General features: G+C 63.1%; 25 protein-coding genes. 19 read left to right on the top strand and 6 right to left on the bottom strand.

The window, feature by feature from the left end; translation table 11 throughout:
- Positions 1–8: 8 nt before the first annotated feature.
- A complete protein-coding gene (gene lptC / locus FHX14_RS07595) occupies positions 9–674 on the bottom strand; it encodes an LPS export ABC transporter periplasmic protein LptC (protein ID WP_012556395.1) in 666 nt (221 codons plus the stop codon).
- 224 nt (positions 675–898) lie between these two features.
- Between lptC and sppA the strand changes: the two genes are divergently transcribed.
- From sppA to FHX14_RS07580, 3 genes are all read left to right on the top strand, one after another.
- The gene (gene sppA / locus FHX14_RS07590) at positions 899–1,849 is read left to right on the top strand and encodes a signal peptide peptidase SppA (protein ID WP_184376811.1); all 951 of its coding nucleotides are present in this window, start codon (positions 899–901) and stop codon (positions 1,847–1,849) included.
- A 29-nt stretch (positions 1,850–1,878) separates the two neighbouring features.
- Positions 1,879–2,178, top strand: a complete 300-nt coding sequence (locus tag FHX14_RS07585) for an integration host factor subunit beta (RefSeq protein WP_003544934.1) — start codon at positions 1,879–1,881, stop codon at positions 2,176–2,178.
- 164 nt (positions 2,179–2,342) lie between these two features.
- On the top strand, positions 2,343–2,675 hold the full coding sequence (locus FHX14_RS07580; RefSeq protein ID WP_003570781.1) for a LapA family protein: 333 nt from the start codon (positions 2,343–2,345) through the stop codon (positions 2,673–2,675).
- Between the two features lie 32 nt (positions 2,676–2,707).
- Here FHX14_RS07580 and FHX14_RS07575 read toward each other — a convergent pair whose 3' ends face one another.
- Both FHX14_RS07575 and FHX14_RS07570 read right to left on the bottom strand, forming a co-directional pair.
- Complete coding sequence (locus FHX14_RS07575) at positions 2,708–3,142, bottom strand: GNAT family N-acetyltransferase (protein WP_184376740.1); 435 nt, start codon at positions 3,140–3,142, stop codon at positions 2,708–2,710.
- Positions 3,143–3,205: 63 nt separating this feature from the next.
- Positions 3,206–3,661, bottom strand: a complete 456-nt coding sequence (locus tag FHX14_RS07570; protein WP_184376739.1) for a carbon monoxide dehydrogenase subunit G — start codon at positions 3,659–3,661, stop codon at positions 3,206–3,208.
- 103 nt (positions 3,662–3,764) lie between these two features.
- Between FHX14_RS07570 and FHX14_RS07565 the strand changes: the two genes are divergently transcribed.
- The 6 genes from FHX14_RS07565 to FHX14_RS07540 all read left to right on the top strand — a co-directional run bounded on the left by FHX14_RS07565 (position 3,765) and on the right by FHX14_RS07540 (position 10,247).
- Complete coding sequence (locus FHX14_RS07565; protein WP_184376738.1) at positions 3,765–4,349, top strand: NUDIX hydrolase; 585 nt, start codon at positions 3,765–3,767, stop codon at positions 4,347–4,349.
- A 124-nt stretch (positions 4,350–4,473) separates the two neighbouring features.
- Entirely contained in the window at positions 4,474–5,571 is a 1,098-nt protein-coding gene (locus FHX14_RS07560) for a class I SAM-dependent methyltransferase (protein ID WP_184376737.1), read from the top strand.
- Positions 5,568–6,428: an RNA methyltransferase gene (locus FHX14_RS07555; RefSeq protein WP_184376736.1), complete on the top strand. Its 861-nt coding sequence runs from the start codon at positions 5,568–5,570 to the stop codon at positions 6,426–6,428. The genes FHX14_RS07560 and FHX14_RS07555 overlap by 4 nt, the downstream gene beginning before the upstream one ends.
- Positions 6,425–6,928 (top strand): signal peptidase II, encoded by a 504-nt coding sequence (gene lspA / locus FHX14_RS07550; RefSeq protein ID WP_054182026.1) that lies wholly within the window; start codon positions 6,425–6,427, stop codon positions 6,926–6,928. The genes FHX14_RS07555 and lspA overlap by 4 nt, the downstream gene beginning before the upstream one ends.
- A gap of 55 nt (positions 6,929–6,983) precedes the next feature.
- Positions 6,984–9,263: an ATP-binding protein gene (locus tag FHX14_RS07545; RefSeq protein WP_184376735.1), complete on the top strand. Its 2,280-nt coding sequence runs from the start codon at positions 6,984–6,986 to the stop codon at positions 9,261–9,263.
- A 108-nt stretch (positions 9,264–9,371) separates the two neighbouring features.
- On the top strand, positions 9,372–10,247 hold the full coding sequence (locus FHX14_RS07540) for a GNAT family N-acetyltransferase (protein WP_184376734.1): 876 nt from the start codon (positions 9,372–9,374) through the stop codon (positions 10,245–10,247).
- A gap of 111 nt (positions 10,248–10,358) precedes the next feature.
- On the opposite strand, the gene FHX14_RS07535 is transcribed toward FHX14_RS07540, so the two are convergent.
- Both FHX14_RS07535 and FHX14_RS07530 read right to left on the bottom strand, forming a co-directional pair.
- On the bottom strand, positions 10,359–11,348 hold the full coding sequence (locus FHX14_RS07535) for a helix-turn-helix transcriptional regulator (protein ID WP_184376733.1): 990 nt from the start codon (positions 11,346–11,348) through the stop codon (positions 10,359–10,361).
- A gap of 183 nt (positions 11,349–11,531) precedes the next feature.
- The gene (locus FHX14_RS07530; RefSeq protein ID WP_003588976.1) at positions 11,532–13,817 is read right to left on the bottom strand and encodes an NADP-dependent malic enzyme; all 2,286 of its coding nucleotides are present in this window, start codon (positions 13,815–13,817) and stop codon (positions 11,532–11,534) included.
- 113 nt (positions 13,818–13,930) lie between these two features.
- Between FHX14_RS07530 and mutS the strand changes: the two genes are divergently transcribed.
- The 4 genes from mutS to murJ all read left to right on the top strand — a co-directional run bounded on the left by mutS (position 13,931) and on the right by murJ (position 21,573).
- On the top strand, positions 13,931–16,657 hold the full coding sequence (mutS, locus tag FHX14_RS07525) for a DNA mismatch repair protein MutS (RefSeq protein WP_184376732.1): 2,727 nt from the start codon (positions 13,931–13,933) through the stop codon (positions 16,655–16,657).
- Between the two features lie 14 nt (positions 16,658–16,671).
- Positions 16,672–16,947 carry a hypothetical protein gene (locus FHX14_RS07520; RefSeq protein WP_184376731.1) on the top strand — a complete coding sequence of 92 codons (276 nt, stop codon included), beginning with the start codon at positions 16,672–16,674 and terminating at the stop codon, positions 16,945–16,947.
- Between the two features lie 107 nt (positions 16,948–17,054).
- Entirely contained in the window at positions 17,055–19,961 is a 2,907-nt protein-coding gene (locus FHX14_RS07515; RefSeq protein WP_184376730.1) for a [protein-PII] uridylyltransferase, read from the top strand.
- 25 nt (positions 19,962–19,986) lie between these two features.
- A complete protein-coding gene (gene murJ, locus FHX14_RS07510; protein WP_054182033.1) occupies positions 19,987–21,573 on the top strand; it encodes a murein biosynthesis integral membrane protein MurJ in 1,587 nt (528 codons plus the stop codon).
- Between the two features lie 84 nt (positions 21,574–21,657).
- On the opposite strand, the gene FHX14_RS07505 is transcribed toward murJ, so the two are convergent.
- Positions 21,658–22,086: a D-Ala-D-Ala carboxypeptidase family metallohydrolase gene (locus tag FHX14_RS07505; RefSeq protein ID WP_184376729.1), complete on the bottom strand. Its 429-nt coding sequence runs from the start codon at positions 22,084–22,086 to the stop codon at positions 21,658–21,660.
- 187 nt (positions 22,087–22,273) lie between these two features.
- Between FHX14_RS07505 and FHX14_RS07500 the strand changes: the two genes are divergently transcribed.
- From FHX14_RS07500 to FHX14_RS07475, 6 genes are all read left to right on the top strand, one after another.
- On the top strand, positions 22,274–22,684 hold the full coding sequence (locus tag FHX14_RS07500) for a VOC family protein (RefSeq protein WP_184376728.1): 411 nt from the start codon (positions 22,274–22,276) through the stop codon (positions 22,682–22,684).
- 96 nt (positions 22,685–22,780) lie between these two features.
- A complete protein-coding gene (trpS, locus tag FHX14_RS07495) occupies positions 22,781–23,845 on the top strand; it encodes a tryptophan--tRNA ligase (RefSeq protein WP_184376727.1) in 1,065 nt (354 codons plus the stop codon).
- Between the two features lie 109 nt (positions 23,846–23,954).
- Positions 23,955–24,446 (top strand): universal stress protein, encoded by a 492-nt coding sequence (locus tag FHX14_RS07490; protein ID WP_003583845.1) that lies wholly within the window; start codon positions 23,955–23,957, stop codon positions 24,444–24,446.
- Positions 24,447–24,551: 105 nt separating this feature from the next.
- Positions 24,552–25,118: a NifU family protein gene (locus tag FHX14_RS07485; RefSeq protein WP_003588987.1), complete on the top strand. Its 567-nt coding sequence runs from the start codon at positions 24,552–24,554 to the stop codon at positions 25,116–25,118.
- Between the two features lie 87 nt (positions 25,119–25,205).
- Positions 25,206–25,868 (top strand): tRNA (adenosine(37)-N6)-threonylcarbamoyltransferase complex dimerization subunit type 1 TsaB, encoded by a 663-nt coding sequence (tsaB, locus tag FHX14_RS07480; protein WP_184376726.1) that lies wholly within the window; start codon positions 25,206–25,208, stop codon positions 25,866–25,868.
- Entirely contained in the window at positions 25,865–26,365 is a 501-nt protein-coding gene (locus FHX14_RS07475; RefSeq protein WP_003570810.1) for an N-acetyltransferase, read from the top strand. Before tsaB ends, FHX14_RS07475 begins: the two co-directional genes overlap by 4 nt.
- Positions 26,366–26,414 lie beyond the last annotated feature (49 nt).

Genomic DNA, 26,414 nt, shown 5'->3' with positions numbered 1-26,414 from the left:
CCGGCTGGTTAAGTGCCCTGTTTATGGATGGTGGATGGATCGACATTCATGCGAACATTCCCCTCGAATGTGATCACCCGCCCCTTATCGGTTATCTGGAGCGTCTTCGCAACAATGGAGGCATTGTCCTTGGTGATGGTGACGGGGTCGTCGCTGCGCATGTTTCCGCCCTTGATATCGAGGCGGGCGGACTGGAAATTCGCGTTGAGGCCGCTGCTCAGCACCAGGGTGAAAGGAGCGGTCATATGCAGGTTGTCGGTGGCGCGGTTGTAATCGGCGGTCGAGGCGACGACGCGGGCGATCAGGCCGTCATTCATCGGCACGGCGGCCTTGATGGTCTCCAGCGTGATGAGATCGGGATTGCGGATATCCTGCAACGCCCGTTCGGCGAGCATCGAATAATTGATGCCGTCGGAATTGCGGCCCGCGATCGCCGGCTTTTCCATCACGACCTTGCCGTTTTCGATCTTGGCGCCTTCGAACTTGACGTTTTCGGGCAGATAGATGCTGACCAACGCCACCGCCAGGAGGGCAGCCGCGATGATGAGGGCTGCCACCGGCAGCAAAATCTTCAGCCGCCGCACGCGGGCGGAATGGAACAACGCATCGCCATAGGCGCTCCGGCCGGAGCCCGCATAGGCGGCATTTCCGTTGTTCTTCAGGGTATCGAGCATAGGTCTCGTTCCATGTGCGGTGATTGCCGCGCCTCGTAACAAAGCCGGCCGCCAATCACAGTTCGTTTCGCATTATTACATTGGCTTGCCAATATGGAATTTTTTCTGCAACAAGCAACAAAACGGAAAAACATCAAAAAGTGGCATTCGTACGCGCCGCTGCCACCTATTTCACCGGATCGATCGGCGGCATGCCGAAGCCGGGCCAGCGCTGGAGGTTTCTCATGGACAGTTCGATCATCGCCGATCGCCGGCGGCTGCGCCGCAAGCTCGGCTTCTGGCGTATCGTCGCAGTCGCCCTCATCGTGGCGCTTAGTCTGGCCTTCTACAGCTTCGCCTTCGGCAATGCCGGAACAGAGCGTCCGCATATCGCCCATGTGACGATATCGGGGCTGATCGTCGACGATGACGAGCTTCTGGAGCGGCTGAAGAAGGTCGAGACCAGCGATCAGGTGAAGGCCGCGGTGATTTCGATCTCCTCGCCCGGCGGCACCACCTATGGCGGCGAAAAGATCTTCAAGGCGATCCGCGCGATCGCAGCCAAGAAACCCGTCGTCTCCGACGTGCGCACGCTTGCCGCGTCCGCCGGCTACATGATCGCCACCGCCGGCGATACGATCATTGCCGGCGACAGCTCGATCACCGGCTCGATCGGCGTCATCTTCCAGTATCCGCAGATCCAGCCGCTGCTCGACAAGATCGGCGTCTCGCTGCAGGAGATCAAATCCTCGCCGCTGAAGGCCGAGCCCTCGCCGTTCCACGAGGCGAGCGAGGAGGCCAAGGCAATGATCCGCAACATGGTGGTCGACAGCTATAACTGGTTCGTCGATCTGGTCGCCGACCGGCGCAAGCTGCCGCGCGACGAGGTGCTGAAACTCGCCGACGGCACGATCTATACCGGCCGCCAGGCGCTGAAGGTGAAACTCGTCGATACGATCGGCGGCGAGCCGGAAATCCGGGCCTATCTCAAATCGCGCGGCGTCGATGCCGACCTGCCGATGGTCGACTGGGACAAGAAGAGCAACACGCCCTTTCTGCTCGCTGGGGCTGTTTCGCGGTTGATTACGATCTTCGGTTATGATGATCTCTTGAAAGGCCAGGATATCAATGGAATCCTGCCCCCAAAGTTGCTTCTTGACGGGCTGCTTTCAGTTTGGCAGGTTGGCCGCGATTGATAAGAAATCAATAATTTAAGGGGGCGAACGTGATCAAGTCCGAATTGGTGCAGATTGTTGCAGCGCGCAACCCGCATCTCTATCATCGCGACGTCGAGAATATCGTCAACGCGGTTCTCGACGAGATCACGGATGCACTGGCTGCGGGCAACCGCGTCGAATTGCGCGGCTTTGGCGCGTTTTCGGTCAAGAACCGCCCGTCCCGCTCCGGCCGCAACCCACGCACCGGCGATACCGTCTTCGTCGAGGAGAAGTGGGTTCCCTTCTTCAAGACCGGCAAGGAGCTGCGCGAGCGGCTCAATCCTGGCCAGGCCGACGAAGAGGATTGAGCGGCGCACGCCGCCTGCGGCGAATCCGCACTTGATCTCGAAGACCGTTTTCCTATTCTGCTAACGCATCGGCCCCGAAAATCGGAATCGATTTTCGGGGCCGATGCGTAGTTACACTGCGCCGCTCAGAAAGGGCGGCGCCATCCGACGCATGGAGAGCGCCAATGGCCAAGAAGATCGTCAACCTATTGATTTTGCTGCCGCTCGGCGTCATCCTCATCGTCTTCTGCGTCGCCAACCGGCAAAGCGTTACGCTCGCCTTCAATCCATTCCGGCCGGAAGATCAGGTGCTTGCGGTTTCTGCACCCTTCTTCGTCTTCCTGGTCGTTGCGCTGATCGCAGGCATGCTGATCGGCTCGGCCGCCACCTGGTTCAGCCAGGGCAAACACCGCAAACGCGCCCGCACCGAGGCCAAGGAAGCCATCCGCTGGCAGGGCGAGGCCGACCGCCACAAGAGCCGCGCCGAGGAAATCGCCGGGCAGCTGCCGGCACGATAACCGGCTCGGTTTCGGCGACGCTTCGGCAGCGGTCAGACCGGAGAAAAGCTCAGTTCCTCATAGTCGCCCTCCGGCGACGTGCCGTTGCCGGTCACGCGGAAACCGTGAGCGAGGTAGAAAGCCTTCGCCCGCCGGTTCTTCACCAGGCACTTCAGCCGGTAGCGGTGGTCTGGCCATTCCGGCAGCGCCTGCAGCAGCGCCGTACCGGCGCCAAAGCCCTGGAAATCCGGGCTGATATAGAGCATGTGGATGAAATCATCGGCCGGCCAGAGCGACAGGAAGCCGGCTACTCCACTGTTTTCATGCTCGCAGACGAAGACCGTCTCGCCATTGGTATGGGCGGCGAAATCCTCACGATGGAACTTGCCGGGATCGACCCAGACGAATGTTTCGCGGCGCACGGAAAGATAAATCTCCGCGAGCATTTCCTGGTCTTCCGCCCGCGGCGGCCTGATTGTCCACGTCATGACGTCGATTTAACCCATGGTCCATGCCGCGCCAAGCCCAAAGCGCGTGGCGTCTGGCCGGGATCAGCCGGCCGCCATCTTGGCGACGACGGCGGCATTGAAATCCGAAAAGAACCCTTCGGCGAGCCGCTGTGAGGTCGCATCGAGCAGGCGTGCGCCGAACTGGGCAAGCCTGCCGCCGAGCTCGGCTTTTGCCCGATAATGCAGGGTGGTCTCGGCACCGCTTTCTTCGAGCACGACATCGGCGGCTCCCCTGGCGAAGCCGGCAAGACCACCCTTGCCTTCGGCCGACAGCGTGTAGCTGTTCGGCGCATCGACATTGGACAGCGTCAGCAGCCCATGGAAGGTGGCCGACAGCAGGCTGAACTTGACCTTGATCGTCGCCTCGAAGGTATCCGGCGACAGCCGCTCGATGCCCTGGCAGCCGGGAATGCAGCCGCGCATGATCTGGGGATCGTTGAGCGCTGCCCAGACGACATCCCGCGGTGCGGCGATGCGTTCTTCGCCGGTGAAATCCATTCGACAGCCCCATCTCCGATTCGTTCACCTTATCCCAGCGGGAAAGGCTTTTGCCAGGCGGAGAGGAATGTTATCCCGCTCGTTCCGGAGCAAGGAACTGGCGATGAGTGACGAATTGAAGCCGTGGAGCGTGACGGCAAGCCGCATCACATATGAGGACCGCTGGATCCGGCTGCGAAGCGACGACTGCGTCACCGCCGACGGGACCGTCGTCGCGCCCTTCCATGTGCTCGACTATCCCGACTGGATCAACGTCGTGCCTGTCATGCCCGACGGGCGCGTGCTGCTGACGCGGGAATACCGGCACGGCCGCGGCGAGATCATCCACGGGCTCGTCGCCGGCGGTGTCGAGCCCGGCGACAGCAAGACCGGCGAAGCGGCGATGGCGGCAGCCCGGCGCGAACTCCGGGAGGAGACCGGTTATGAGGCCTCGACCTTCGTCAAACTGCTCACCTCCTACCCGAATGCCGCAAGCCACAGCAACGCGGTGACGAGCTGGCTGGCACTCGGCCTCAGCCGGGCCGGCGAACCGCATTTCGACCCCGGCGAGAAGGCCGAGCTGTTGTTTGCGGATCTTGCCGCCATCCTCAGCGACCTCCAGTCCGGCACGGTCATCATGCAGTCGATGCATGTCGCAGCCCTTTATGCGGCGGAAAGCTGGCTTCGCAGGCGGTCAACCGAGGCTTGAAATACATGCCGCGCCGGCGCGCAGTTGATCCGGCACGCTTTTCTGGGCTACTGCATAATTCAAGGGGCGCTGCAGAAGATGCAGGCGCTCTCACCATATCCCGACAGAGACGCGGAAGAGCACGTTGAAACAAAAAGAACGCCGGCCGGGCCAGAAGAAGACATCAGGTCCTTCCGGTGAAAGCCGCAGGGACGATCGGGCCAGTCGGCCGCCGAAGCCGGTCGCGCGGCCTGCGGCTGCCCGCGAGACTGTGCGCGAGGCTGCCGTGCCTGCCGCCCCCGAACGGCCGCTGATGACACGCAGCGGCGAGCGACCGGCTGAGCGCGTGCCGGTGATCCTCGAATCGCTCGGGGCCGGCGACTTCCACCTGATCGACAGCGGCAACGGTGAAAAGCTGGAGCAATACGGCCCCTACCGTATCATCCGCCCGGAAGGCCAGGCGCTGTGGCGGCCGTCGCTGCCCTTGCATGTCTGGGAAAAAGTCGATGCCGCCTTCACCGGCGACACCGACGAGGAAGGCAGCGGTCGCTGGCGCTTCCCGAAGGAGGCGCTCGGCGAGACCTGGCCGCTCAACCTGCTTGGCGTCGATTTCCTCGGCCGTTTCACCTCTTTCCGTCATGTCGGCGTCTTCCCCGAGCAGATCGTGCACTGGAGCTGGATGAAGGAGCAGGTCGAAAAGGCCGGCCGGCCGCTGAAGGTGCTGAACCTTTTCGGCTATACCGGCGTCGCCTCGCTGGTTGCCGCCGCGGCCGGCGCCGAAGTCACCCATGTCGACGCCTCGAAGAAGGCGATCGCCTGGGCGCGGGAAAACCAGGCGCTCGGGCGCATGGAGAAACTGCCGATCCGCTGGATCTGCGAGGATGCGATGAAATTCATCCTGCGCGAGGAACGCCGCGGCAGCCAGTACGACATCATCCTCACCGATCCGCCGAAATTCGGCCGCGGCCCGAACGGCGAAGTCTGGCATCTCTTCGAGCATCTGCCGTTGATGCTCGATGTCTGCCGCGAGATCCTGTCGCCGAAGGCGGTCGGCCTGGTGCTGACCGCCTATTCGATCCGCGCCAGCTTCTATTCGATCCACGAGCTGATGCGCGAGACGATGCGGGGCGCCGGCGGCGCGGTCGAATCCGGCGAGCTGGTCATCCGCGAAGCCGGACTCGACGGCAAAACGCCGGGCCGCGCGCTTTCCACCTCCCTCTTTTCCCGCTGGGTGCCGAAATGAGCAAGGACTTCCACGATCAGGGACCGCGCAGGGTCGGGCAGGTGAAGGAAGTCACCTCGCTGGCCAATCCGATCATCAAGGACATCAAGGCGCTGACGAACAAGAAGTCGCGGGAGGAAAGCGGAACATTCCTCGCCGAAGGCCTGAAGCTCGTCATCGATGCGATCGAACTCGGCTGGACGATCCGCACGCTGGTCTATGCCAAAGCCGCCAAGGGCAAGCCGCTGGTCGAGCAGATGGCGGCAAGGACCGTCGCCTCGGGCGGGCTGGTGCTTGAAGTCAGCGAAAAGGTGATCGCCTCGATCACCCGGCGCGACAATCCGCAGATGGTCGTCGGCATCTTCGAGCAGCGCTGGATGCCGCTGCGGGACATTCGGCCGAGGGATGGCGAGACCTGGGTGGCGCTCGACCGGGTGCGTGACCCCGGCAATCTCGGCACCATCATCCGCACAGCCGATGCGGCCGGCGCTTCCGGCATCATTCTGGTCGGAGAGACCACCGATCCCTTTTCACTCGAAACGGTGCGGGCCACCATGGGCTCGGTCTTTGCCGTTCCGGTGGCGCGGGCAACACCGGAGGAGTTCATCGCCTGGCGGAAATCGGCCGGCGTTTCCGTGGTCGCGACGCATCTTGCCGGCGCGGTCGATTACCGCACCATCGACTACCGGAAAAAGCCCGTCGTGCTGCTGATGGGCAATGAGCAATCCGGCCTGCCGGACCAGTTGGCCGGGCAAGCCGACGCGCTTGCCCGCATTCCGCAGCAGGGCCGCGCCGATTCCCTGAACCTCGCCGTCGCCACCGCCGTCATGCTTTTCGAGGCGCGCCGCCATCTCCTCTCACTTGCCGAGGGCAAATGACCGAACTGACGCCTGCCCGCCCCGCGCTGTTTTCACGCCCGGCGCCGATCCTCTTCTTCATCATCGTCGCCGTTCTCCTCGACCAGATCGTCAAGATCGCTGTCGATCATTACCTGCCGCTGCAGGAGGCCGTGCCGGTTATTCCGATGCTGGCACTCTACCGCACCTATAATCTCGGCGTCGCCTTTTCGATGCTGGAGGGCATGGATGGCTGGTTCATCGTCGGCATGCGGCTGATCATCGTCGCCTTCGTCATCTGGCTGTGGTACCGCACGGCGAAAGACCGCTGGCTCGCCCATCTCGGTTACGCGCTGATCATCGCCGGCGCGATCGGCAATCTCGTCGACCGCTTCGCCTATGGCCACGTGATCGATTACATCCTGTTTTACACCGACAGCTGGTCCTTCGCGGTGTTCAATCTCGCCGACAGTTTCATCACCATCGGGGCTGGCTGCGTCATTCTCGACGAGCTGCTGCTGCCGAAAAAGGCCGGCCGCTAAAATCTTATCGAATTCCTGAAGGCATTCGGAAGAGGCCTCATGTTAGCCAGATTGCATGCAGAATCTGGGACAGTTGCAGGAAAGATTGTCCGCCGCCTTCGGCGGACCCGCCGCCAAGCCGCGTGAAGAGCGGATGGCGGAGTTCTTCTCGCGACGCGGCGCATCGGCGCCTCAAGCGGCCGATGACGGCAAGGTGGGGTCTGCAGCGACACGGCGCCTGCTGGTCTATTGGCTTGGGGGCGCCGGCCTGCTTGCCGCAATGATCCTGACGCTGCTTGCCCATGCCGGCGATCCTCTGCTGCTTTCGGGCGGTCTTGTCGTCCTCGGCCTTGCCGTCATCGCCAGCTACGCCGTCCTGATGTTTCGCCGGCGCAGGCCCCCCAGCGGCGGCAAATCCCTGCCGGATTGGAACGACGGCGCCAAGCTGTTTGCAGACGTCCACGACGTGCTCGGCGATATCACCGTCAGCCGCAGCATGGACCGGCGCATCATCTCCGCCAACGATACGTTTCGCCGCCTGACCGGGCGCCTGCGTCCGGAAGGACACAGTTGCGAGGAGATCGGACTTGCCTTTCGCCCCGGCCCGATTCCGCACTGCTTCGATGTCGAGATCTCGACGCCGGACGGCCAGCGCATCTTTCTCTGGCGCGACGTCGTCACCCGCGACCCGGCAAACGGCCGGCTGCTGCTGCAGAGCGTCGCGCGTGATGTGACCGACGAGCGGCTGATCGCGCAGGGCCGCGAGGAGGCCCGCCAGAAGGCCGAATATAACAGCGCCGCCAAATCGAGGCTGCTTGCCACCGTCAGCCACGAGGTGCGCACGCCGCTTTCCGGCCTGCTCGGCATGACGCATCTGCTCGCCGAGACGCGGCTAACGCAGGAGCAGCAGGACTATCTCGCCAATATCCGCCAGTCCGGCCATGCACTGACGCAGCTCGTCGAGGATCTGCTCGATTTCTCCACCATCGAGGTCGGCCGCTTCGCGCTGCACCCGCGCTCGGAATCGCTGCGCAAGCTTCTGGAAAGCGTTGTCGAGATGCTCGCCCACCGGGCGCATGAAAAAGGCATCGAGATCGGCGCCACGGTATCCTCAGACGTGCCGGAGAATATGAGCTTCGACCCGGCGCGGCTGCGCCAGGTTCTGTTCAACGTCATCGGCAATGCGGTGAAGTTCACCCAGGTCGGCGGCGTCTTCATTCGCGCGTCGCTCGATGCGGACGACCTGTCGATCACCGTCACCGATAGCGGCCCCGGCATGACGGCGGAGGAGCAGGCGCGTGTCTTCGGCGAGTTCGAGCAGGGCGGGACCGTTGCCGACAGGAGCAGCGGCACCGGGCTCGGCCTTGCCATCTCTGCCCGCATCATGCGCGAATTCAACGGCACGCTGACGGTTGCCAGCGAAAAGGGCAGAGGCAGCGAATTCACCATCCGCTTCCCTGTCGATATCGGCAGCGAGCGCCCCGACCGGCGCAATACGCTGCTTGCCGGCAACAGCGTCGTGCTCCTGGCGCCGACAGGTGCTGCGCGCACCGCCATCGCCGAGACGATCACCACGCTCGGCGGCCTCTGCCATCTCGTCGCCGACGGCGAGAGCGCGCGGGCGACGCTGCTCGGCTTGGCCGATAGCGGAAAGCGGCCGACCGATATCATCATCGACCATCGCATGTCGGCGGAATTTGCCGCCCATCTTGCCGATCGCGCCGAAATCGCCGCCCTTGGCCTGCGCAAGGTCCTGCTCGTCAATCCGGAAGAACGCAGCGCCCATCCGCTCGACCTCTTCGATGCCTGGCTCATCCGGCCGCTGCGCGAACAGTCGCTGATCGACGTGCTGCGCGGGCGCATGCGCGGCATGGAAAAGCGCGACGCGCTGAACGACAACCAGCCGGGCTTCGGCCTTTCTGTGGCGGAGACAATGGTTGCCGCCAGCGGGCTCAACATCCTGCTTGGCGAGGACGATCCGATCAACGCCATGCTGGTGCGCGTCGTGCTGGAGAAGGGCGGGCATAAGGTGCGCCATGTCGAGGATTTCGAGGCGCTGCTCGATTGCGCTCTCTGCGAGGCGAATGCCCGGCCCGATATCATCATCAGCGACCTGTCGATGCCCGGCGGCAACGGCATCGACATGCTCGGACGCCTGCGTGGCCACGAAAGACGGCTCGATCTGGCTTCGGTACCGGTGATTGTGCTGACCGCCGACAAGAGCGACGAATCGCGCCGCCAGGTGTTGCTGAACGGCGCCAACCGGGTGATGGTAAAGCCGGTCGATCCGGTGCGGCTGCTGACCGAAGTGCAGGCGGTCGCCGCACTTTCCGCCCGCCGGGCGGAGGCGCGATAACGTGCCGCGGGCCCGGCATGCTTCTTGCGTTCACAAATTCAATATGTCACTTTCCTGTCGCAGAGAAGTGTTTTATGGCGTCGATAAGCCGGCAACGGGAGAATCGCCATGTCCGCCATCGACATCCTGAATCGTGACACCACCGAGGCTGCACCGCCCTCGACGGCGGCTGCGCAGAAGGACGGCGACATCCTCGGCCGCATCGGCAATCTGGAAACCCGGCTTGCCCGCACGGCGCGCGAGATCGATGCCGCCCAGGCCGTGCGCTACCGCGTTTTCGTCGACGAAATGAAGGCGCAACTGCCGCTGGAGGCCATGCGCCGCCAGCGCGATGTCGATGCTTATGACGCCTTCTGCGACCATCTTCTCGTTCTCGACCGCACGATCGAGGGTGACCCGGAAGACCAGATCGTCGGCACCTACCGGCTGCTGCGCCAGGATGTCGCCATCGCCAATGGCGGTTTTTACTCGGCTTCCGAATTCGAGATCGAGGGCCTCCTCGCCAAACATCCGGATAAGCGCTTCATGGAACTCGGCCGTTCCTGCGTGCTGCCGGAATACCGCACCAAACGCACCGTCGAGCTTCTGTGGCAGGGCAACTGGGCCTATGCGCTGAAGCACGGCGTCAGCGCCATGTTCGGCTGCGCTTCGTTCCCCGGCGTCTATCTGGAAAGCCATGCGCTGGCGCTGTCTTTCCTCTACCATAATGTGCTGGCGAAGAACGAATGGGCCGTCAGCGCATTGCCGCATCTCGCCCGCAACATGGACCTGATGCCGGTCGAGGCCGTCAACCCGAAGCGGGCGCTGATGGCGCTGCCGCCGCTGATCAAGGGTTACATGCGCCTCGGCGCGATGGTCGGCTCCAGCGCCGTCGTCGATCACGCCTTCAACACGACCGACGTGCTGATCGTGCTGCCGATCTCCAGCATTTCCGACCGCTACCTGAATTATTACGGCGCCGACGCCGGCCGCTTCGCGAGCTAAAGCTCTTTGTTTCGATGCATGTCGTTATCCCGGAACCGCTGCACACTTCCGGGCGACATGCATTAGAACTGAAAGATCGCGACGCGCTTTAGGCTCGCTGATGGCGCGCCTTCATATCTCGAATCGCCTTCGCGTGTCCGACGGGTTCTCGCCATACGCCGCCCGATAGGTTGCCGCAAAACGGCCGAGGTGAAAGAACCCCCACTTCAAGCAGATGTCCCGCAACGGCTGCCGGTTTGAAGGATCGCGCAGATCCTCCCGGACCGCTTGCAGGCGGACCGTCCTGAGGTAGGCCGACGGCGTGGTTCCCTTGAAGGCGCGAAAGCCGACTTCCAGAGCGCGAATGGAAATGCCTGCCGCCTCCGCGACACTCTGCATTGTCAACGGCTGTGCGATGTTCGCATGCATAAATTCAATTGCCCGACGGACGTGCCGCGGCGCGATCAGGTGGATTTTCTTGTCAAGAAGATGCGAGAGCCGATGAGGAATCGTGCGCACCACCAGATCGGCAAACATCTGCATCAGGTTCAGCATGGCAATCGGCGAGTGAAGCAGCGGGCCGTTGTTGCGCATGCCGATGATCATCGTTTGGGCTAGATTGCCGATCAACTGTCCCGCTGCCGTGGAACGATCAACGACCGGCACCAAGTCCAATGACCCGATCAGCGGGGTCTCCAAGACGGAGGCGACGGTCTGCGCCAGGATCGTCCAGCTCAGACTGAGTGTGTCCGAGCGGTGCGGTGCTGCCCTCACGGAAACCCGTTCCGGCTCAATATTGTTCATCAACAACAGCCGCCCGGGTGTTGCTTCGGCCACAGTCCGACCAAAGGTTACGGCGAGAGCACCGGTGCGCGGAACGACGATGGCCAGAGTTTCCGGCGTTCCCTGTCCCGTTCTTGCACCCCAGCCGCCGGAATCCTGATTGCTGACCAGCGACAACCTCTCATCACCCCAAAACCCGACCTTCCAGTCGAGGGGTTTCTCTCGACCATGGCGCCATGCGTCGAACGAACCGAACCCCTTGGTAAGAGCCTCGACCATGTCGTCGAAAGTAGCCCCCTGAAATCGGGGGCTGAAATTGGCGGATGCATTTTCCGGCATGGGAACCCAAACGGCTGATGAAATATTAAAATTATGCCCCGCGTATAAGGTTATCGCATCAAAAGTATGACTTATCGGATGAACCCTTTCAACCGTCTCCTGGGTGCGTAAGCCACAAAAAGCCGTGCCCGGCCGAGGTGCTGTCGGCCGGGCACGAAATGCGTCTCACAGAAGGCAGAGAGTTTACGAACCCGCGCCATAGGCGGCGATCGCCGCCATGTTGACGATGTCGCTGTCCTTGGCGCCCATCGAGGTAATCTGCACCGGCTTGTCGAGACCGACGAGGATCGGGCCGATCACCGTCGAGCCGCCGAGTTCCTGCAGCATCTTGGTCGAGATCGAGGCCGAGTGGAAAGCCGGCATGACGAGCACGTTGGCGGGACCGGAGAGGCGGCAGAAGGGATATTGCTCCATCACCTTGCGGTTCAGTGCGACATCGGCGGCCATTTCACCGTCATATTCGAAATCGACGCGGCGCTTATCGAGGATCTTCACCGCCTCGCGCACCCGCTCGGAGCGTTCGCCGGAGGGATGGCCGAAGGTGGAATAGGCAAGCATGGCGACGCGCGGCTGATAACCCATGCGCCGCGCCAGACCGGCGGCCTCCTCGGCGATATCGGCAAGCTGCTCGGCCGTCGGCATGTCATGCACCGCGGTATCGGCCACGAAGACCGTGCGGCCGCGGCAGAGCGCCAGCGAGACACCGATGACGCGGTGGCCAGGCTTTTCATCGATGCAGCGGCGCACATCCTCCAGCGCGGTGGAATAGTTGCGGGTGATGCCCGTCACCATGCCGTCGGCATCGCCGAGCGCCACCATGGTGGCGGCGAAGTGGTTGCGGTCGTTGTGGATCAACCGCTGGACGTCGCGGTGCAGATAACCGTGCCGCTGCAGCCTGGCATAGAGATAGTCGATATAGGCCTCGACCCGGGTGGAAATACGAGCATTGACGATTTCCAGCCCCGGCCGGTTGAGATCGATGCCGGCGCGTTCGGCCGTCGATCGGATCAGGTCCTCACGGCCGAGCAGAATGGCGGTGCCGAGCTGCTGGTTGGCGTAAGAGAGTGCTGCGCGCAGGACCTGTTCTTCCTCGGCCTCGGCAAAGACGATCCGCTTCGGGCGGCGGCGCACCCGCTCATAGAGGCTGGCAAGCGTCGAGGCGATCGGATCGCGGCGCGCCGACAGCTCGCGGGCATAACCCGCCATGTCGGTGATGACCTTGCGGGCGACGCCGGTTTCGATCGCCGCCTCCGCGACCGCGACCGGGATCGCCGAGATCAGCCGCGGGTCGAAAGGAACCGGGATGATGTATTGCGAGCCGAAGCGCGGCCGGTTGCCCTGATAGGCGGCAACCACGTCATCCGGCACATCCTCGCGGGCAAGATTTGCCAGTGCCTTGACGGCGGCGATCTTCATCGCGTCGTTGATCGTCGAGGCGCGGACGTCGAGGGCGCCGCGGAAGATATAGGGAAAGCCGAGGACGTTGTTGACCTGGTTCGGGTAGTCCGAGCGGCCGGTCGCCATGATGGCGTCGTCGCGGATGCGGGCCACCTCCTCCGGGGTGATTTCGGGATCGGGATTGGCCATGGCGAAGATGATCGGCCGATCCGCCATCGAGCGGATCATTTCGGCCGAGAAGGCGCCCTTCTGCGACAGGCCGAAAACGACATCGGCGCCGTCCATCGCCTCCTCAAGCGTGCGCGTATCGGTCTTTGCCGCATGCGCCGATTTCCACTGGTTCATGCCCTCGGTGCGACCCTGATAGATGACGCCCTTGGTGTCGCAGAGAATGATATTCTCCGGCGCAAAGCCCATCGCCTTGATGAGCTCGATACAGGCGATCGCCGCAGCACCGGCGCCGTTGCAGACGAGCTTGGTCGTCTTCAGGTCGCGGCCGGTCAGTTCCAGCGCGTTGATCAGGCCGGCGGCGGCGATGATCGCCGTTCCGTGCTGGTCGTCGTGGAAGACGGGAATATCCATCAGCTCGCGCAGCCGGCTTTCGATGACGAAACAATCCGGCGCCTTGATATCCTCGAGATTGATGCCGCCGAAGGAGGGACCGAGGAAGCGCACGCAGTTGATGAACTCGTCGACATTTTCCGTATCGATTTCGAGGTCGATCGAATCGACGTCGGCGAAGCGCTTGAACAGCACCGCCTTGCCTTCCATGACGGGCTTGGAGGCCAGCGCGCCGAGATTGCCGAGACCGAGGATCGCCGTGCCGTTGGAAATGACGGCGACCATATTGCCGCGGGCGGTATAATCGTAAGCCGTCTGCGGATCGGCGGCGATCGCCTTGACGGGCACGGCGACACCCGGCGAATAGGCAAGCGACAGGTCGCGCTGGGTCGCCATCGGCTTGGTCGGGACGACTTCCAGTTTGCCGGGCCGGCCCGTGGCGTGAAAATCGAGCGCCTCCTGGTCGGTAACTGATGTCGCCGGCCGGTCTTTCTTATCGATATCGGGCATAAATCCTCCAACGTCCTGTGGGCGACGCTTCGCTCTTCCTCAAATGCTGTTGTCATCTATAGCGGCGCGCGGATAGGGTTGGCACCTGTTTTTTTGGGAAAAACTGCACCTCCGTGAACGCACGAATAGACACAGAGAATGAAGCCTTTTCGGCTGCCGAGCTTGCCACGGCGGAAAGCCGTGCCTCGGCGACGCCGATGATGGAGCAATTTATCGAGATCAAGGCGAACAATCCGGGTTCGCTGCTGTTCTATCGCATGGGCGATTTCTACGAGCTGTTCTTCGAGGATGCGCTGGAAGCCTCACGCGCGCTCGGCATCACGCTGACGAAGCGCGGCCAGCACATGGGCCAGGATATCCCGATGTGCGGCGTTCCGGTGCATGCGGCCGACGATTACCTGCAGAAGCTGATATCGCTCGGTTTCCGCGTCGCCGTCTGCGAGCAGATCGAGGATCCCGCCGAAGCGAAAAAACGCGGCGGCAAATCCGTCGTCAAGCGCGATGTCGTCCGTCTGGTCACGCCGGGCACGATCACCGAGGAAAAGCTGCTTTCGCCCTCGGAATCCAACTATCTGATGGCGCTGACCCGCATTCGCGGCGGGGCAGAGCCCTTGCTGGCGCTTGCCTGGATCGATATTTCCACCGGCGTCTTCCGGCTGGCCGAAACCGAAGCCTCGCGGCTGCTTGCCGATATCCTGCGCATCGATCCGCGCGAACTGATCCTGCCGGAGACGATCTTCCACGATCCGGAACTCAAGCCGGTCTTCGACGTGCTCGGCCGCACCGCGGTGCCGCAGCCTGCCGTGCTCTTCGACAGCGCCAGCGCCGAAGGCCGGATCGCGCGGTATTTCGGTGTCTCGACGCTCGATGGCTTCGGCACCTTCTCGCGCGCCGAACTGGCGGCGGCGGCCGCCGCCGTCGCCTATGTCGAGAAGACGCAGATCGCCGAGCGGCCGCCGCTTGGAAAGCCGGAGCGGGAAAGTGCGGCGTCGACGCTGTTCATCGATCCCGCCACCCGCGCCAACCTGGAGCTGGCCCGCACGCTGTCGGGCGACCGCAACGGCTCATTGCTGAAAGCGATCGACCGCACCGTTACCGGCGGCGGCGCGCGGCTTCTGGCCGAGCGGCTGATGTCGCCGCTGACCGACCCCGCCCGCATCAATGCGCGGCTCGATTCGATCGGCTTCCTGATCGACGAACCCTCGCTCTGCGGCAATCTGCGCGACACGCTGAAACATGTGCCCGACATGCCGCGCGCGCTATCCCGCCTGGCGCTCGACCGCGGCGGCCCGCGCGATCTCTCAGCCATCCGCCAGGGCCTGCAAGCGGCGAACGACGTGGCAGCCATGCTTGCAAGTGCGATGCTGCCGGAAGAGCTTGGCCAGGCGCTGTCCGGGCTGCAGGCCCTTCCCGCAGCGCTCGAAACCCTGCTGGCCGAGACGCTTGCCGACGAATTGCCGCTGCTGAAGCGTGACGGCGGCTTCCTGCGCGACGGCGCCAGCGCCGAGCTCGACGAGGTCCGGGCGCTGCGCGACCAGTCGCGCCGGGTGATCGCCGGCCTGCAACTGCAATATGCCGAGGAAACCGGCATCCGGTCGCTGAAGATCAAGCACAACAACATCCTCGGCTATTTCATCGAGGTGACCGCCGGCAATGCCTCGCCGATGACGGACACGGCTGAGGCCAAGGCCCGCTTCATCCACCGCCAGACGATGGCGAGCGCGATGCGTTTCACCACCACCGAACTTGCCGATCTCGAAAGCCGCATCGCCAATGCCGCCGACCGGGCGCTGACGATCGAGCTCGCCGCCTTCGAGAAGATGACGGCCGCCGTGGTTGCGGAAGCCGAGGCGATCAAATCCGGCGCCCGGGCGCTTGCCGTCATCGACGTTGCAGCTAGTCTGGCGCTTCTCGCCGAGGAGCAGGCCTATTGCCGTCCGCAGGTCGACGGCTCGAAGATGTTTGCCATCGAGGGCGGCCGCCATCCGGTCGTCGAACAGGCGCTGCGGCGGCAGGCGGGCGGCCCCTTCGTCGCCAATAATTGCGATCTCTCGCCGAAGGCAGGTGACAAGGACGGCGCGATCTGGCTCTTGACCGGCCCGAACATGGGCGGCAAATCGACCTTCCTGCGGCAGAACGCGCTGATCTCAATCCTGGCGCAGATGGGCTCCTTCGTGCCGGCGACGTCAGCCCATATCGGCATCGTCGACCGGCTTTTCTCGCGCGTCGGCGCCTCCGACGACCTGGCGCGCGGGCGCTCCACCTTCATGGTCGAGATGGTCGAGACCGCTGCGATCCTCAACCAGGCGAGCGACCGTTCGCTCGTTATCCTCGACGAGATCGGCCGCGGCACCGCCACCTTCGACGGCCTGTCGATCGCCTGGGCCTCCGTCGAGCACCTGCACGAGGCCAACCGCTGCCGCGGCCTCTTCGCCACGCATTTCCATGAGCTGACCGTGCTTTCGGAAAAGCTTGGCCGGCTATCGAACGCCACGATGCGCGTCAAGGAATGGGACGGCGACGTCATCTTCCTGCATGAGGTCGGGCCGGGGGCGGCCGACCGCTCCTACGGCATCCAGGTCGCGCGCCTTGCCGGGCTTCCTGCCTCGGTCGTGACGCGGGCCCGCGATGTGCTCACCCGCCTCGAGGATGCCGACCGCAAGAACCCGGCAAGCCAGCTGATCGACGACCTGCCGCTCTTCCAGGTGGCGGTGCGCCGCGAGGATACCGCTCGCGGACCGTCCAAGGTCGAGGAGACGCTGAAGGCGATGAGCCTTGACGACATGACGCCGCGCGAGGCAATGGACGCGCTTTACGACCTCAAGAAAAAATTGAAATAGGGCAGCGGCACGCGATGTTCATGGAAAAGCTGATACGCGAAACGGAGCGCCTCTCGCTCATCTGCTCCATGCTCGACACGATGCGCAGCGCCGACGCCGACCGCAATGCGCGCGGCTGGACGTCGCCGATCGGCATGCTGAAAATTACCCGCTGCTGCGCTATGATCTCGGAACTCGGAACGTCGATCGCCAAGGCCGGCTATCGCGAGTGCGACAGACAGTCGCTTGAAGAGATCATGCGAGAGACGCGGCAGGTGCTGCATTTGCTGAATGCGCGGGCCACCACCTGAGTTTTCAGGAAAGCCGTCGCGTGGCTGACCAACACCATTTCGCCAAATTTAAAGGTTCTTGCAGTATGAGGGCCCGTGTCAATCGCCTGATAAAGGGGTTATAGCGCATGCGGACGAAACACGAGGCGAGCCCGGATGCGGCCGCCCGGCATGAACAGGAAACCGCCCCGGCGACAGCGATGCGCGAGCTTGATTTTTCCCATATTCTCGACGTCGAGCTGTTGCAGAAGCAGTGCGACGCCGTTGCCGAGGCCAACCGCAACCGGCCGGACGTGTTGCGCGCCGACCTGCTGGCGGTGCTGAAAAAAGCAAGCACGGAAGGCCGGCAGAAGGCGCGGGCCGCACTGATGGCCGACGGCGGTGGGCTGAATTGCGCCTACCGGATTTCCTGGCTGCAGGACCAGATCATCACCGTCCTCTACAATTTCGCCACCGCCCATATCTTTCCGCAGCAGAAGGACAAGTTCGCGGTCACCGCCGTCGGCGGCTACGGCCGCGACACGCTGGCGCCCGGCTCGGATATCGACCTGCTCTTCCTCTTCCCGCCGCGACCGACCGAGGAGACGCACAAGGCGGTCGAATTCATGCTCTACGTGCTCTGGGACATGGGCTTCAAGGTCGGCCACGCCACCCGCACGGTGGAAGAATGCATCGCGCTTTCCAAGTCCGACATGACGATCCGCACTGCCATCCTCGAGATGCGCTACATCTGCGGCCTGCAGCGGCTGGAAACCGAGCTCGAGACCCGCTTCGACAAGGAAATCGTCACCGGCACCGGCCCTGAGTTCATCGCCGCCAAGCTTGCCGAGCGCGACGAGCGCCACCGCAAGGCCGGCGATACGCGCTATCTGGTCGAGCCGAACGTCAAGGAAGGCAAGGGCGGGCTTCGCGACCTGCACACGCTGTTCTGGATCTCGAAATATTATTATCACGTGCGCGACCAGGCCGAGCTGGTCAAGCTCGGCGTCTTGTCGAAGCACGAATACCGCCTGCTCGAGAAAGCCGACGATTTTCTCTGGGCGGTGCGCTGCCATATGCACTTCCTCACAGGCAAGGCCGAGGAGCGCCTGTCCTTCGACATCCAGCGCGAGATCGCCGAAGCCTTCGGCTACCACACCCGCCCGGGCCTTTCGGCCGTCGAGCGGTTCATGAAGCACTATTTCCTCGTCGCCAAGGACGTCGGTGATCTCACCCGCATCCTCTGCGCGGCACTCGAAGACCAGCAGGCGAAGTCGATCCCGGGCCTGACCGGCGTCATCAGCCGCTTCACCCATCGCAACCGCAAGATCGCCGGCAGCGTCGAATTCGTCGAGGATCGCGGCCGCATCGCGCTTGCCGATGCCGACGTGTTCAAGCGCGATCCCGTCAGCATCCTCCGGCTCTTCCACGTCGCCGACATCAACGGGCTGGAATTCCATCCGGACGCGCTGAAACGCGTCACCCGTTCGCTTGCCCTCATCGACAACCGGCTCAGAGAAAACGACGAGGCGAACCGGCTGTTCATGTCGATCCTGACGTCGAAGCGCGATCCGGCGCTCATCCTGCGGCGGATGAACGAGGCCGGCGTGCTTGGCCGCTTCATCCCCGAATTCGGCAAGATCGTCGCGATGATGCAGTTCAACATGTATCACCACTATACGGTCGACGAACATCTGATCCGCACCGTCGACGTTCTCTCCGAGATCGATCAGGCACGCGCCGAGGATCTGCATCCGCTCGCCAACAAGCTGTTCTCAGGCATCGAAGACCGCGAGGCGCTTTTTGTCGCAGTTCTCCTGCACGACATCGCCAAGGGCCGCCTGGAGGATCATTCGATTGCCGGCGCCCGCGTCGCCCGCAAGCTCTGCGGCCGCTTCGGCCTGTCGCAGAAGCAGACGGAAATCGTCGTCTGGCTGATCGAGGAACATCTGACCATGTCGATGGTGGCGCAGACCCGCGACCTCACCGACCGCAAGACGATCACCGATTTTGCCGACCGGGTGCAGTCGCTCGACCGGCTGAAGATGCTGCTGATCCTGACGATCTGCGATATTCGCGCAGTCGGCCCCGGCGTCTGGAACGGCTGGAAAGGCCAGCTGCTGCGCACGCTCTATTATGAAACCGAGCTGCTGCTGGCCGGCGGTTTTTCGGAAGTCTCCCGCAAGGAGCGCGCCAACGCCGCCGCCGAGGCGCTGCATGCCGCCCTTGCCGACTGGAGCCAGAAGGACCGCAATACCTATACCAAGCTGCACTACCAGCCCTATCTGCTCTCCGTGCCGCTTGAGGACCAGATCCGCCACGCCCATTTCATCCGCCAGGCCGACAAATCAGGCCAGGCGCTCGCCACCACGGTGCGCACCGACAGCTTCCACGCGATCACCGAAATCACCGTGCTGTCACCCGACCATCCTCGCCTTCTTGCCGTTATCGCTGGCGCCTGTGCTGCGGCCGGCGCCAATATCGTCGACGCGCAGATCTTCACGACGTCGGACGGTCGGGCGCTCGACACCATCCATGTCAGCCGCGAATTTACCGACGATGCCGACGAGCTTCGCCGGGCCGCGACGATCGGGCGGATGATCGAGGACGTGCTGTCCGGCCGCAAGCGGCTGCCCGAGGTCATTGCCACGCGGGCGCGCAACCGCAAGAAGAGCAAGGCCTTCGTCATTCCGCCGTCGGTCAACATCACCAACAGCCTGTCGAACAAATTCACGGTCATCGAGGTCGAATGCCTCGACCGGCCGGGCCTCTTGTCTGAGATCACCGCCGTGCTCTCCGACCTGTCGCTCGACATCCAGTCTGCCCGCATCACCACCTTTGGCGAGAAGGTGATCGACACCTTCTACGTCACCGACCTTGTGGGACAGAAGATCTCCGGCGACAGCAAGCGCGCCAACATCACCGCCCGGATGAAGGCCGTCATGGCCGAGGAGGAAGACGAACTGCGCGAGCGCATGCCCTCCGGCATCATCGCGCCGGCCGCCACCGCCCGGACATCGCCGTCAGCCGACAAGAAAGCCGATTCGCCCGCATGAGCCCCACACGCATGAGCCTATACGCATGAGCCTCGTCAAGAAATTCGCAACTGTCGGCGGCGCCACCCTCGGCAGCCGCATCTTCGGCTTCGCCCGCGAAACGCTGATGGCGGCCGCACTCGGCACCGGGCCGATGGCCGACGTCTTCTACGCCGCCTTCCGCTTCCCCAACCTGTTTCGCCGGCTGTTTGCCGAGGGCGCCTTCAATGCTGCCTTCGTGCCGCTTTTTGCCAAGGAGATCGAGGCGAACGGCACGGAGGGCGCCAAGCGGTTTTCGGAAGAAGTCTTCGGCGTGCTGTTTTCGGTGCTGCTCCTCATCACCATCGTGATGGAGCTTGCCATGCCGCTTTTGGTGCGCTTCGTCATTGCGCCGGGTTTTGCCGACGATCCCGACAAATTCTCGATCACCATCCGCATGGCGGCGGTGATGTTTCCCTATCTGATGTGCATGTCGCTGACAGCGATGATGAGCGGCATGCTGAATTCGCTGCATCATTTCTTCGCCGCCGCAATCGCGCCGGTTTTCCTCAACGTGGTGATGATCGGGGCGCTGTTTTATGCGCTCTATACCGGCGCCGATCCGCTTGCGACGGCCTGGTATCTGTCGTGGGGCGTTCTTGCCGCCGGCGTTCTGCAGCTCGCCGTCGTCTATATCGGCGTGCTTGCAGCCGGCATGAGCATCGGTTTCCGCTTCCCGAAGATGACCCCGAACGTCAAGCGGCTGCTGATCCTTGCGGTGCCGGCGGCGGTCACCGGCGGCATCACGCAGATCAACCAGCTGATCGGCCAGGCAATCGCCTCCTCCCGCGACGGCGCGATCGCAGCGCTGCAATATGCCGATCGGATCTATCAGCTGCCGCTCGGCGTCGTCGGCGTCGCCGTCGGCGTGGTGCTGCTGCCGGAACTTGCCCGGGCGCTGAAGGGCGGCAATCTGCGCGAAGCTGGAAACCTGCAGAACCGCTCGATCGAATTCGTGCTGTTCCTGACGATCCCTGCCGCCTTCGCGCTGTGGATCCTCTCCGACGAGATCATCCGCGTGCTCTACGAGCGCGGCGCTTTCCATCAGGAAAACACCGCCGTCGTCGGCGCGATCCTGGCGATCTACGGCATCGGCCTGCCGGCCTTCGTGCTGATCAAGGCGCTGCAGCCGGGCTTCTATGCCCGCGAGGACACCAAGACGCCGATGCGCTTTTCGGCGGTCGCCGTTGCCACCAACTGCGCCACGGCACTCACCCTCTTTCCCTTTATGGGCGCGCCCGGCATCGCCGTTGCCGAAGCCACCGCCGGCTGGATCAGCACCGTGCTGCTGTTCACCACGCTGTTGCGCCGCGGCCATCTGACATGGGAATGGGCGCTGGCAAAACGCACCGCCCTGCTGATCGTCGCCGCGGCGGTCATGGGGGCGGCCATCGTCTTCCTCAAGCAGTATTTTGCGCCGTGGCTCGCCTCCGGCGCGCCGCTGCTGACCAAGATCGGCACGCTGGGGCTGCTGATTGCGATTTCCATGCTGGTCTATTTCGCCGCCGCCTTCCTGATCGGCGGCGCCGATCTCGGCATGATCCGCCGCAATCTGAACCGCAAGCCGGCGGCAGCAGAGGATGCACAAGGCTAGAGATTGCCGGTGTCGGCCCATCCGGCTGCCGCCACCTTCTGCCCGTTTGGGGGTTAGGGTGAGGGGTAGTATCCCGGATCAACGTCAGCAATCGACCCATCGCCTCTGCGGCCCGACATCGACATGGACGATGCCGTTGCAATAGGTGCCGATGCCGCCGATGCCGGGCGCGCTTCTGGCGGCTGCGATGATGGAGCGTTCCGACAGGCCCGGCATCCTGATATCGGCCGCCAGGCATTTTCCATGCAGGGAGCCATGGCGGCGGGGATGCGACCGGAGGCCGGAGGTGATCATCGGCCGGCGTCCGGTTTTTGCGGCGATATGCGACAGCACCGCCTGAAGACGTGCGGGAAAACAGCCGGTGCGGACACTGACGGTCTGGACCGTGTAGGCAAGGCGTGCCTCCTGCTTGGGAAGATGAATGACCGGCCGTTTGCTGTCTTGACCGACGGCGCTGGTTGCGGATTGTAGGGCGAAAAGGCCTGCCATGGTGAGCAAACTGGCGGTCTGCATGGTTCCTCCTGGCGGTTGACAGGGCGGCCATCGCACGCCCCTGCGCGGTCGAGGATTTTCAGTTCAATAAAAGCTTTTCTGTGAAATTTTATACTCAATTGTAAGTAAGGCGCTTGATCAATTCGGCTTAAAATAACGGATATTACCGAACCAACCAGGAATAAACATCTCAATCAGGAGATATGACATGACGATCCAGTCGCTTTTCCTCGTCACCCTCGTCGTCGACGACTACGACCGCGCCAAGGCTTTCTATTGCGGCGCCCTCGGTTTCGACTGCCTTCAGGACGAGCCGCAGCCGGAGGGCAAGCGCTGGGTGGTGGTGAAGCCCAGAGGAGGAGCCATGGTTGGAGACGGGGCAGCCTTTCTGCTGGCGCAGGCCGCAAACGAGACGCAGCGGGCGGCGATCGGCAATCAGACGGGCGGCCGTGTCGGCTTCTTCCTCAAGACCGATGATTTCGCCCGCGACCATGCCGCGATGCTTGCAGCCGGCGTGCGCTTTCTGGAAGAGCCGCGGCATGAGGTTTACGGCACGGTCGTAGTGTTTGCCGATCCCTATGGCAACAGCTTCGATCTGATCCAGCATGCCGCTGCCTGAACCTCTTGATTGCGATCGGCTGCCCGTGCATAAGCCGCGGCGTTAGCAACATGGGCGAACAGCCCTGGGGCCCTCCACCAGCCTATTGAGGACGACATGAGCGAATTCAAGAAACTCGTATTCTCCGGCGTGCAGCCGACCGGCAATCTGCATCTCGGCAATTATCTCGGCGCGATCCGCCGCTTCGTGGCGCTGCAGGAGGGCAATGACTGCATCTACTGCGTCGTCGACATGCATGCGCTCACCGCCCAGCTCGTGCATGAGGACATGCAGAGCCAGACGCGCTCGATCGCCGCCGCCTTCATTGCCGCCGGCATCGATCCGGAAAAACATATCGTCTTCAACCAGTCGGCCGTGCCGCAGCATGCCGAACTTGCCTGGATCTTCAATTGCGTCGCCCGCATCGGCTGGATGAACCGCATGACGCAGTTCAAGGACAAGGCCGGCAAGGACCGCGAGCAGGCCTCGCTCGGCCTTTACGCCTATCCGAGCCTGATGGCCGCCGACATTCTTGTCTACCGCGCCACCCATGTGCCTGTTGGTGAGGATCAGAAGCAGCATCTGGAGCTTGCCCGCGATATCGCGATGAAGTTCAATCTCGATTATGCCGAGCATATTCGCAAGACCGGCTATGGCATCGACATCACCGTCGGCAACGAGCCGGTGCATGCCTATTTCCCGATGGTGGAGCCGCTGATCGGCGGACCGGCGCCGCGGGTCATGTCGCTGCGCGACGGCACCAAGAAAATGTCGAAATCCGATCCTTCCGATCTCTCGCGCATCAACCTGATGGACGACGAGGACGCGATCTCGAAGAAGATCCGCAAGGCAAAGACCGATCCGGATGGTTTGCCGAGCGAGGTGGACGGGCTGCAGGGCCGGCCGGAAGCCGACAATCTGGTGGCGATCTATGCGGCGCTGGCCGACAAATCGAAGGCCGAGGTGCTTGCCGAATTCGGCGGCCAGCAATTCTCCGTCTTCAAGCCGGCGCTGGTCGATCTCGCCATCCATGTGCTGGCGCCGATCACCGGCGAGATGCGCCGGCTGATGGACGATACCAGCCATATCGACGCCATCCTGCGCAAGGGCGGCGAACGCGCCAGGGCCCGCGCCGAGGTGACGATGAGCCAAGTCCGCGACGTGATCGGCTTCCTCTACTGAGGTTGATCTCTTCTTCTCCCCCGGCGGGGGAGAAGAGAACCTTCTCCCGGGGGAGAAGGGGAAAAACTGGGCTTGCAAATTTTCCGCTTCGGGTGTCAGAGTCCGCGCCATGGTATCGAAGCGACTCTCACGGCTCGAAGGTCATCGCCGCAAATTCATGGCGGTGATCGACGGTACACCCGAATGCCAGCGCGCCGTTCATTATGCCGGCCGGCGCGCGAAGAATTCCAATGGCGGGCTGGTGCTGCTCTACGTCATTCCCGACGGGGATTTCCAGCAATGGCTCGGCGTCGAGGCGATCATGCGGGCCGAGGCGCGTGAGGAGGCCGAGGCGGTCGTTGCCAAGATCGCCCAGATCGTGCGCGAGACGATCGGCATCGAGCCGGAGATCGTCATCCGCGAAGGTGGTGCGGCCGAACAGATCAATGCCGTGATCGAGGACGACCGCGATGTGGCGATCCTCGTTCTGGCCGCCGGTTCGGCGAAGGAAGGCCCGGGACCGCTGGTCTCGTCGATCGCCGGCCGCGCGGCGGCGTTTCCGATCCCGGTCACCGTGCTGCCGGATACGCTGACCAATGAGGAAATCGACGCCCTCTGCTGATAATTTCTTGAGTAAAAATCTCTTGAATGGCACCGGCAAACGGCTTATCTTCTTTTGAAGAGTTCTAAAGACGGCGTGGCCATGGGCCGCCGCATGGAGACCCAGATGTTCATTCAGACCGAAGCCACGCCGAACCCCGCCACGCAGAAGTTCCTGCCGGGCAAGGTGGTGATGGAAAACGGCACGGCCGAGTTCCGCAGTGCGGAGGAGGCCGAAGCTTCGCCGCTCGCCGCCCGCCTGTTCGAAATACCGGGCGTCACCGGCGTCTATTTCGGCTATGATTTCATTTCCGTCTCCAAGGACGATGCCGAATGGCAGCATCTTAAGCCGGCTATATTGGGCTCGATCATGGAGCATTTCATGTCGGGCAAGCCTGTCATGGGCGATGCCTCCATCCTTTCGGAAGACGTTGACGCCGGCGACGAGTTTTTTGACGAAGGCGACGAGTCGATCGTGCTGACCATCAAGGAGCTTCTGGAGACCCGCGTGCGCCCCGCCGTTGCCCAAGACGGCGGCGACATCACCTTCCGCGGCTTCAAGGACGGCAAGGTCTATCTGAACATGAAGGGTTCCTGCGCCGGCTGCCCGTCTTCGACGGCAACGCTGAAGCACGGCGTCCAGAACCTGCTGCGCCATTTCGTTCCGGAAGTGCAGGAAGTGATTGCCGCTTAAAAACGTGAGTTCGTCCGGCCGTTCATCTCCCGTTCGGCCGGATGAATTTATCATCGGGCGACAATAGATTTTTCGGAAATTGATGGCATGATTGTTCTGGCGCTCGACACGGCAGGTGTAGACTGCGCTGCCGCCGTTTACGACAGCGGCAGGAATACGATGCTGGGGGAGGCATCGGACATGATCGGCAAGGGGCATGCTGAACATCTGATCGGTATCGTCGATCGCGCGCTCGATCAGGCTGATATGGCGCTTTCCGATATCGACCGCATTGCCGTCACCATCGGTCCCGGCTCTTTTACCGGTATCCGCGTCGGCGTTGCCGCAGCCCGCGGTTTTGCGCTTTCCCTCAATGTGCCCGCCGTCGGCGTCACCACGCTCGAGGTCATGGCATCAGCCCAGCGCGAAAAGACGCCCGGCCGCGCCGTGCTGGCCGCGATGGACGCCAAGCGGGACGAAATTTACCTCCAGTCCTTCTCACCAGACGGTTCGGCCCTCGACGCGCCACGGGCGTTAAGCCTTGCGCAAGCGCAGGCTTTTGCCGCCGGTTTCGACGGCGAGATCACCGGTTCGGCGACGCCGCTGCTGAAGGCGGGCGCCCATGGCGATCACAGCAACAATTTCCCGATCTCCGTCGTGGCGCGCCTCGGTGCTGCCGCCTCCCCCGATGCCGGAAAGCCGAAGCCCCTTTATCTGCGCGGACCCGATGCCAAGCCGCAGGCCGGGTATGCGATTGTCCGACGAGTATGACGATGCTGGAAGCCTATCTGACGCTGAAGCCGGAATTCGAGATCATCGCCATGGAGCGCGAGGATTGCCGCGATGTCGCCGTCCTGCACGGCGAGCGTTTTGCCCGGCCCTGGGGCGATGGTGAATTTCACGGGTTGCTGATGCAGGACACCGTGTTCGGCTTCGTTGCCCGTCAGACCAACGCCATCCTGAAAAAGCCGCTTCCCGGCTTCATCCTCGCCCGCCATGTCGCCGGCGAGGCGGAGATCCTGACGATCGCCGTGCAGGCGAAGGTCGCCCGCGCCGGGCTTGGCTGGCGGCTGATGCAGGCGGCAATGCGGGAAGCCCGCGCCCGCGGCGGCGAGAGCATGTTTCTCGAGGTCGACGACGGCAATACGGCAGCGCTTGGCCTCTATCGCAAGCTCGGCTTCGAAAAGGTCGGGGAACGCAAGGGTTATTACAAGCAGGAAAACGGCGCCCTCTCCACGGCGCTTGTCATGAAGCGCGTTCTTCGCTAGTTCCCTGACAGAGAGATGACATGCTGGCGGGCGCATACGCCGTCCGGCA

Origin of the sequence: Rhizobium sp. BK619 (assembly GCF_014195245.1) — a bacterium.
GTDB lineage: Bacteria > Pseudomonadota > Alphaproteobacteria > Rhizobiales > Rhizobiaceae > Rhizobium > Rhizobium acidisoli.
Note: the sequence above shows the minus strand (reverse complement) of the source record. Positions and strands in the feature narration are given on the sequence as shown.

What these genes read in the sequence shown, in the direction of transcription:
- lptC (WP_012556395.1), bottom strand. Translation starts at nt 674, where the DNA reads ATGCTCGATACCCTGAAGAACAACGGAAATGCCGCCTATGCGGGCTCC.
- sppA (WP_184376811.1), top strand. Translation starts at nt 899, where the DNA reads ATGGACAGTTCGATCATCGCCGATCGCCGGCGGCTGCGCCGCAAGCTC.
- FHX14_RS07580 (WP_003570781.1), top strand. Translation starts at nt 2,343, where the DNA reads ATGGCCAAGAAGATCGTCAACCTATTGATTTTGCTGCCGCTCGGCGTC.
- FHX14_RS07575 (WP_184376740.1), bottom strand. Translation starts at nt 3,142, where the DNA reads ATGACGTGGACAATCAGGCCGCCGCGGGCGGAAGACCAGGAAATGCTC.
- FHX14_RS07570 (WP_184376739.1), bottom strand. Translation starts at nt 3,661, where the DNA reads ATGGATTTCACCGGCGAAGAACGCATCGCCGCACCGCGGGATGTCGTC.
- FHX14_RS07565 (WP_184376738.1), top strand. Translation starts at nt 3,765, where the DNA reads ATGAGTGACGAATTGAAGCCGTGGAGCGTGACGGCAAGCCGCATCACA.
- FHX14_RS07555 (WP_184376736.1), top strand. Translation starts at nt 5,568, where the DNA reads ATGAGCAAGGACTTCCACGATCAGGGACCGCGCAGGGTCGGGCAGGTG.
- lspA (WP_054182026.1), top strand. Translation starts at nt 6,425, where the DNA reads ATGACCGAACTGACGCCTGCCCGCCCCGCGCTGTTTTCACGCCCGGCG.
- FHX14_RS07545 (WP_184376735.1), top strand. Translation starts at nt 6,984, where the DNA reads ATGCAGAATCTGGGACAGTTGCAGGAAAGATTGTCCGCCGCCTTCGGC.
- FHX14_RS07540 (WP_184376734.1), top strand. Translation starts at nt 9,372, where the DNA reads ATGTCCGCCATCGACATCCTGAATCGTGACACCACCGAGGCTGCACCG.
- FHX14_RS07535 (WP_184376733.1), bottom strand. Translation starts at nt 11,348, where the DNA reads ATGCCGGAAAATGCATCCGCCAATTTCAGCCCCCGATTTCAGGGGGCT.
- FHX14_RS07530 (WP_003588976.1), bottom strand. Translation starts at nt 13,817, where the DNA reads ATGCCCGATATCGATAAGAAAGACCGGCCGGCGACATCAGTTACCGAC.
- FHX14_RS07520 (WP_184376731.1), top strand. Translation starts at nt 16,672, where the DNA reads ATGTTCATGGAAAAGCTGATACGCGAAACGGAGCGCCTCTCGCTCATC.
- FHX14_RS07515 (WP_184376730.1), top strand. Translation starts at nt 17,055, where the DNA reads ATGCGGACGAAACACGAGGCGAGCCCGGATGCGGCCGCCCGGCATGAA.
- murJ (WP_054182033.1), top strand. Translation starts at nt 19,987, where the DNA reads ATGAGCCTCGTCAAGAAATTCGCAACTGTCGGCGGCGCCACCCTCGGC.
- FHX14_RS07505 (WP_184376729.1), bottom strand. Translation starts at nt 22,086, where the DNA reads ATGCAGACCGCCAGTTTGCTCACCATGGCAGGCCTTTTCGCCCTACAA.
- FHX14_RS07500 (WP_184376728.1), top strand. Translation starts at nt 22,274, where the DNA reads ATGACGATCCAGTCGCTTTTCCTCGTCACCCTCGTCGTCGACGACTAC.
- trpS (WP_184376727.1), top strand. Translation starts at nt 22,781, where the DNA reads ATGAGCGAATTCAAGAAACTCGTATTCTCCGGCGTGCAGCCGACCGGC.
- FHX14_RS07490 (WP_003583845.1), top strand. Translation starts at nt 23,955, where the DNA reads ATGGTATCGAAGCGACTCTCACGGCTCGAAGGTCATCGCCGCAAATTC.
- FHX14_RS07485 (WP_003588987.1), top strand. Translation starts at nt 24,552, where the DNA reads ATGTTCATTCAGACCGAAGCCACGCCGAACCCCGCCACGCAGAAGTTC.
- tsaB (WP_184376726.1), top strand. Translation starts at nt 25,206, where the DNA reads ATGATTGTTCTGGCGCTCGACACGGCAGGTGTAGACTGCGCTGCCGCC.
- FHX14_RS07475 (WP_003570810.1), top strand. Translation starts at nt 25,865, where the DNA reads ATGACGATGCTGGAAGCCTATCTGACGCTGAAGCCGGAATTCGAGATC.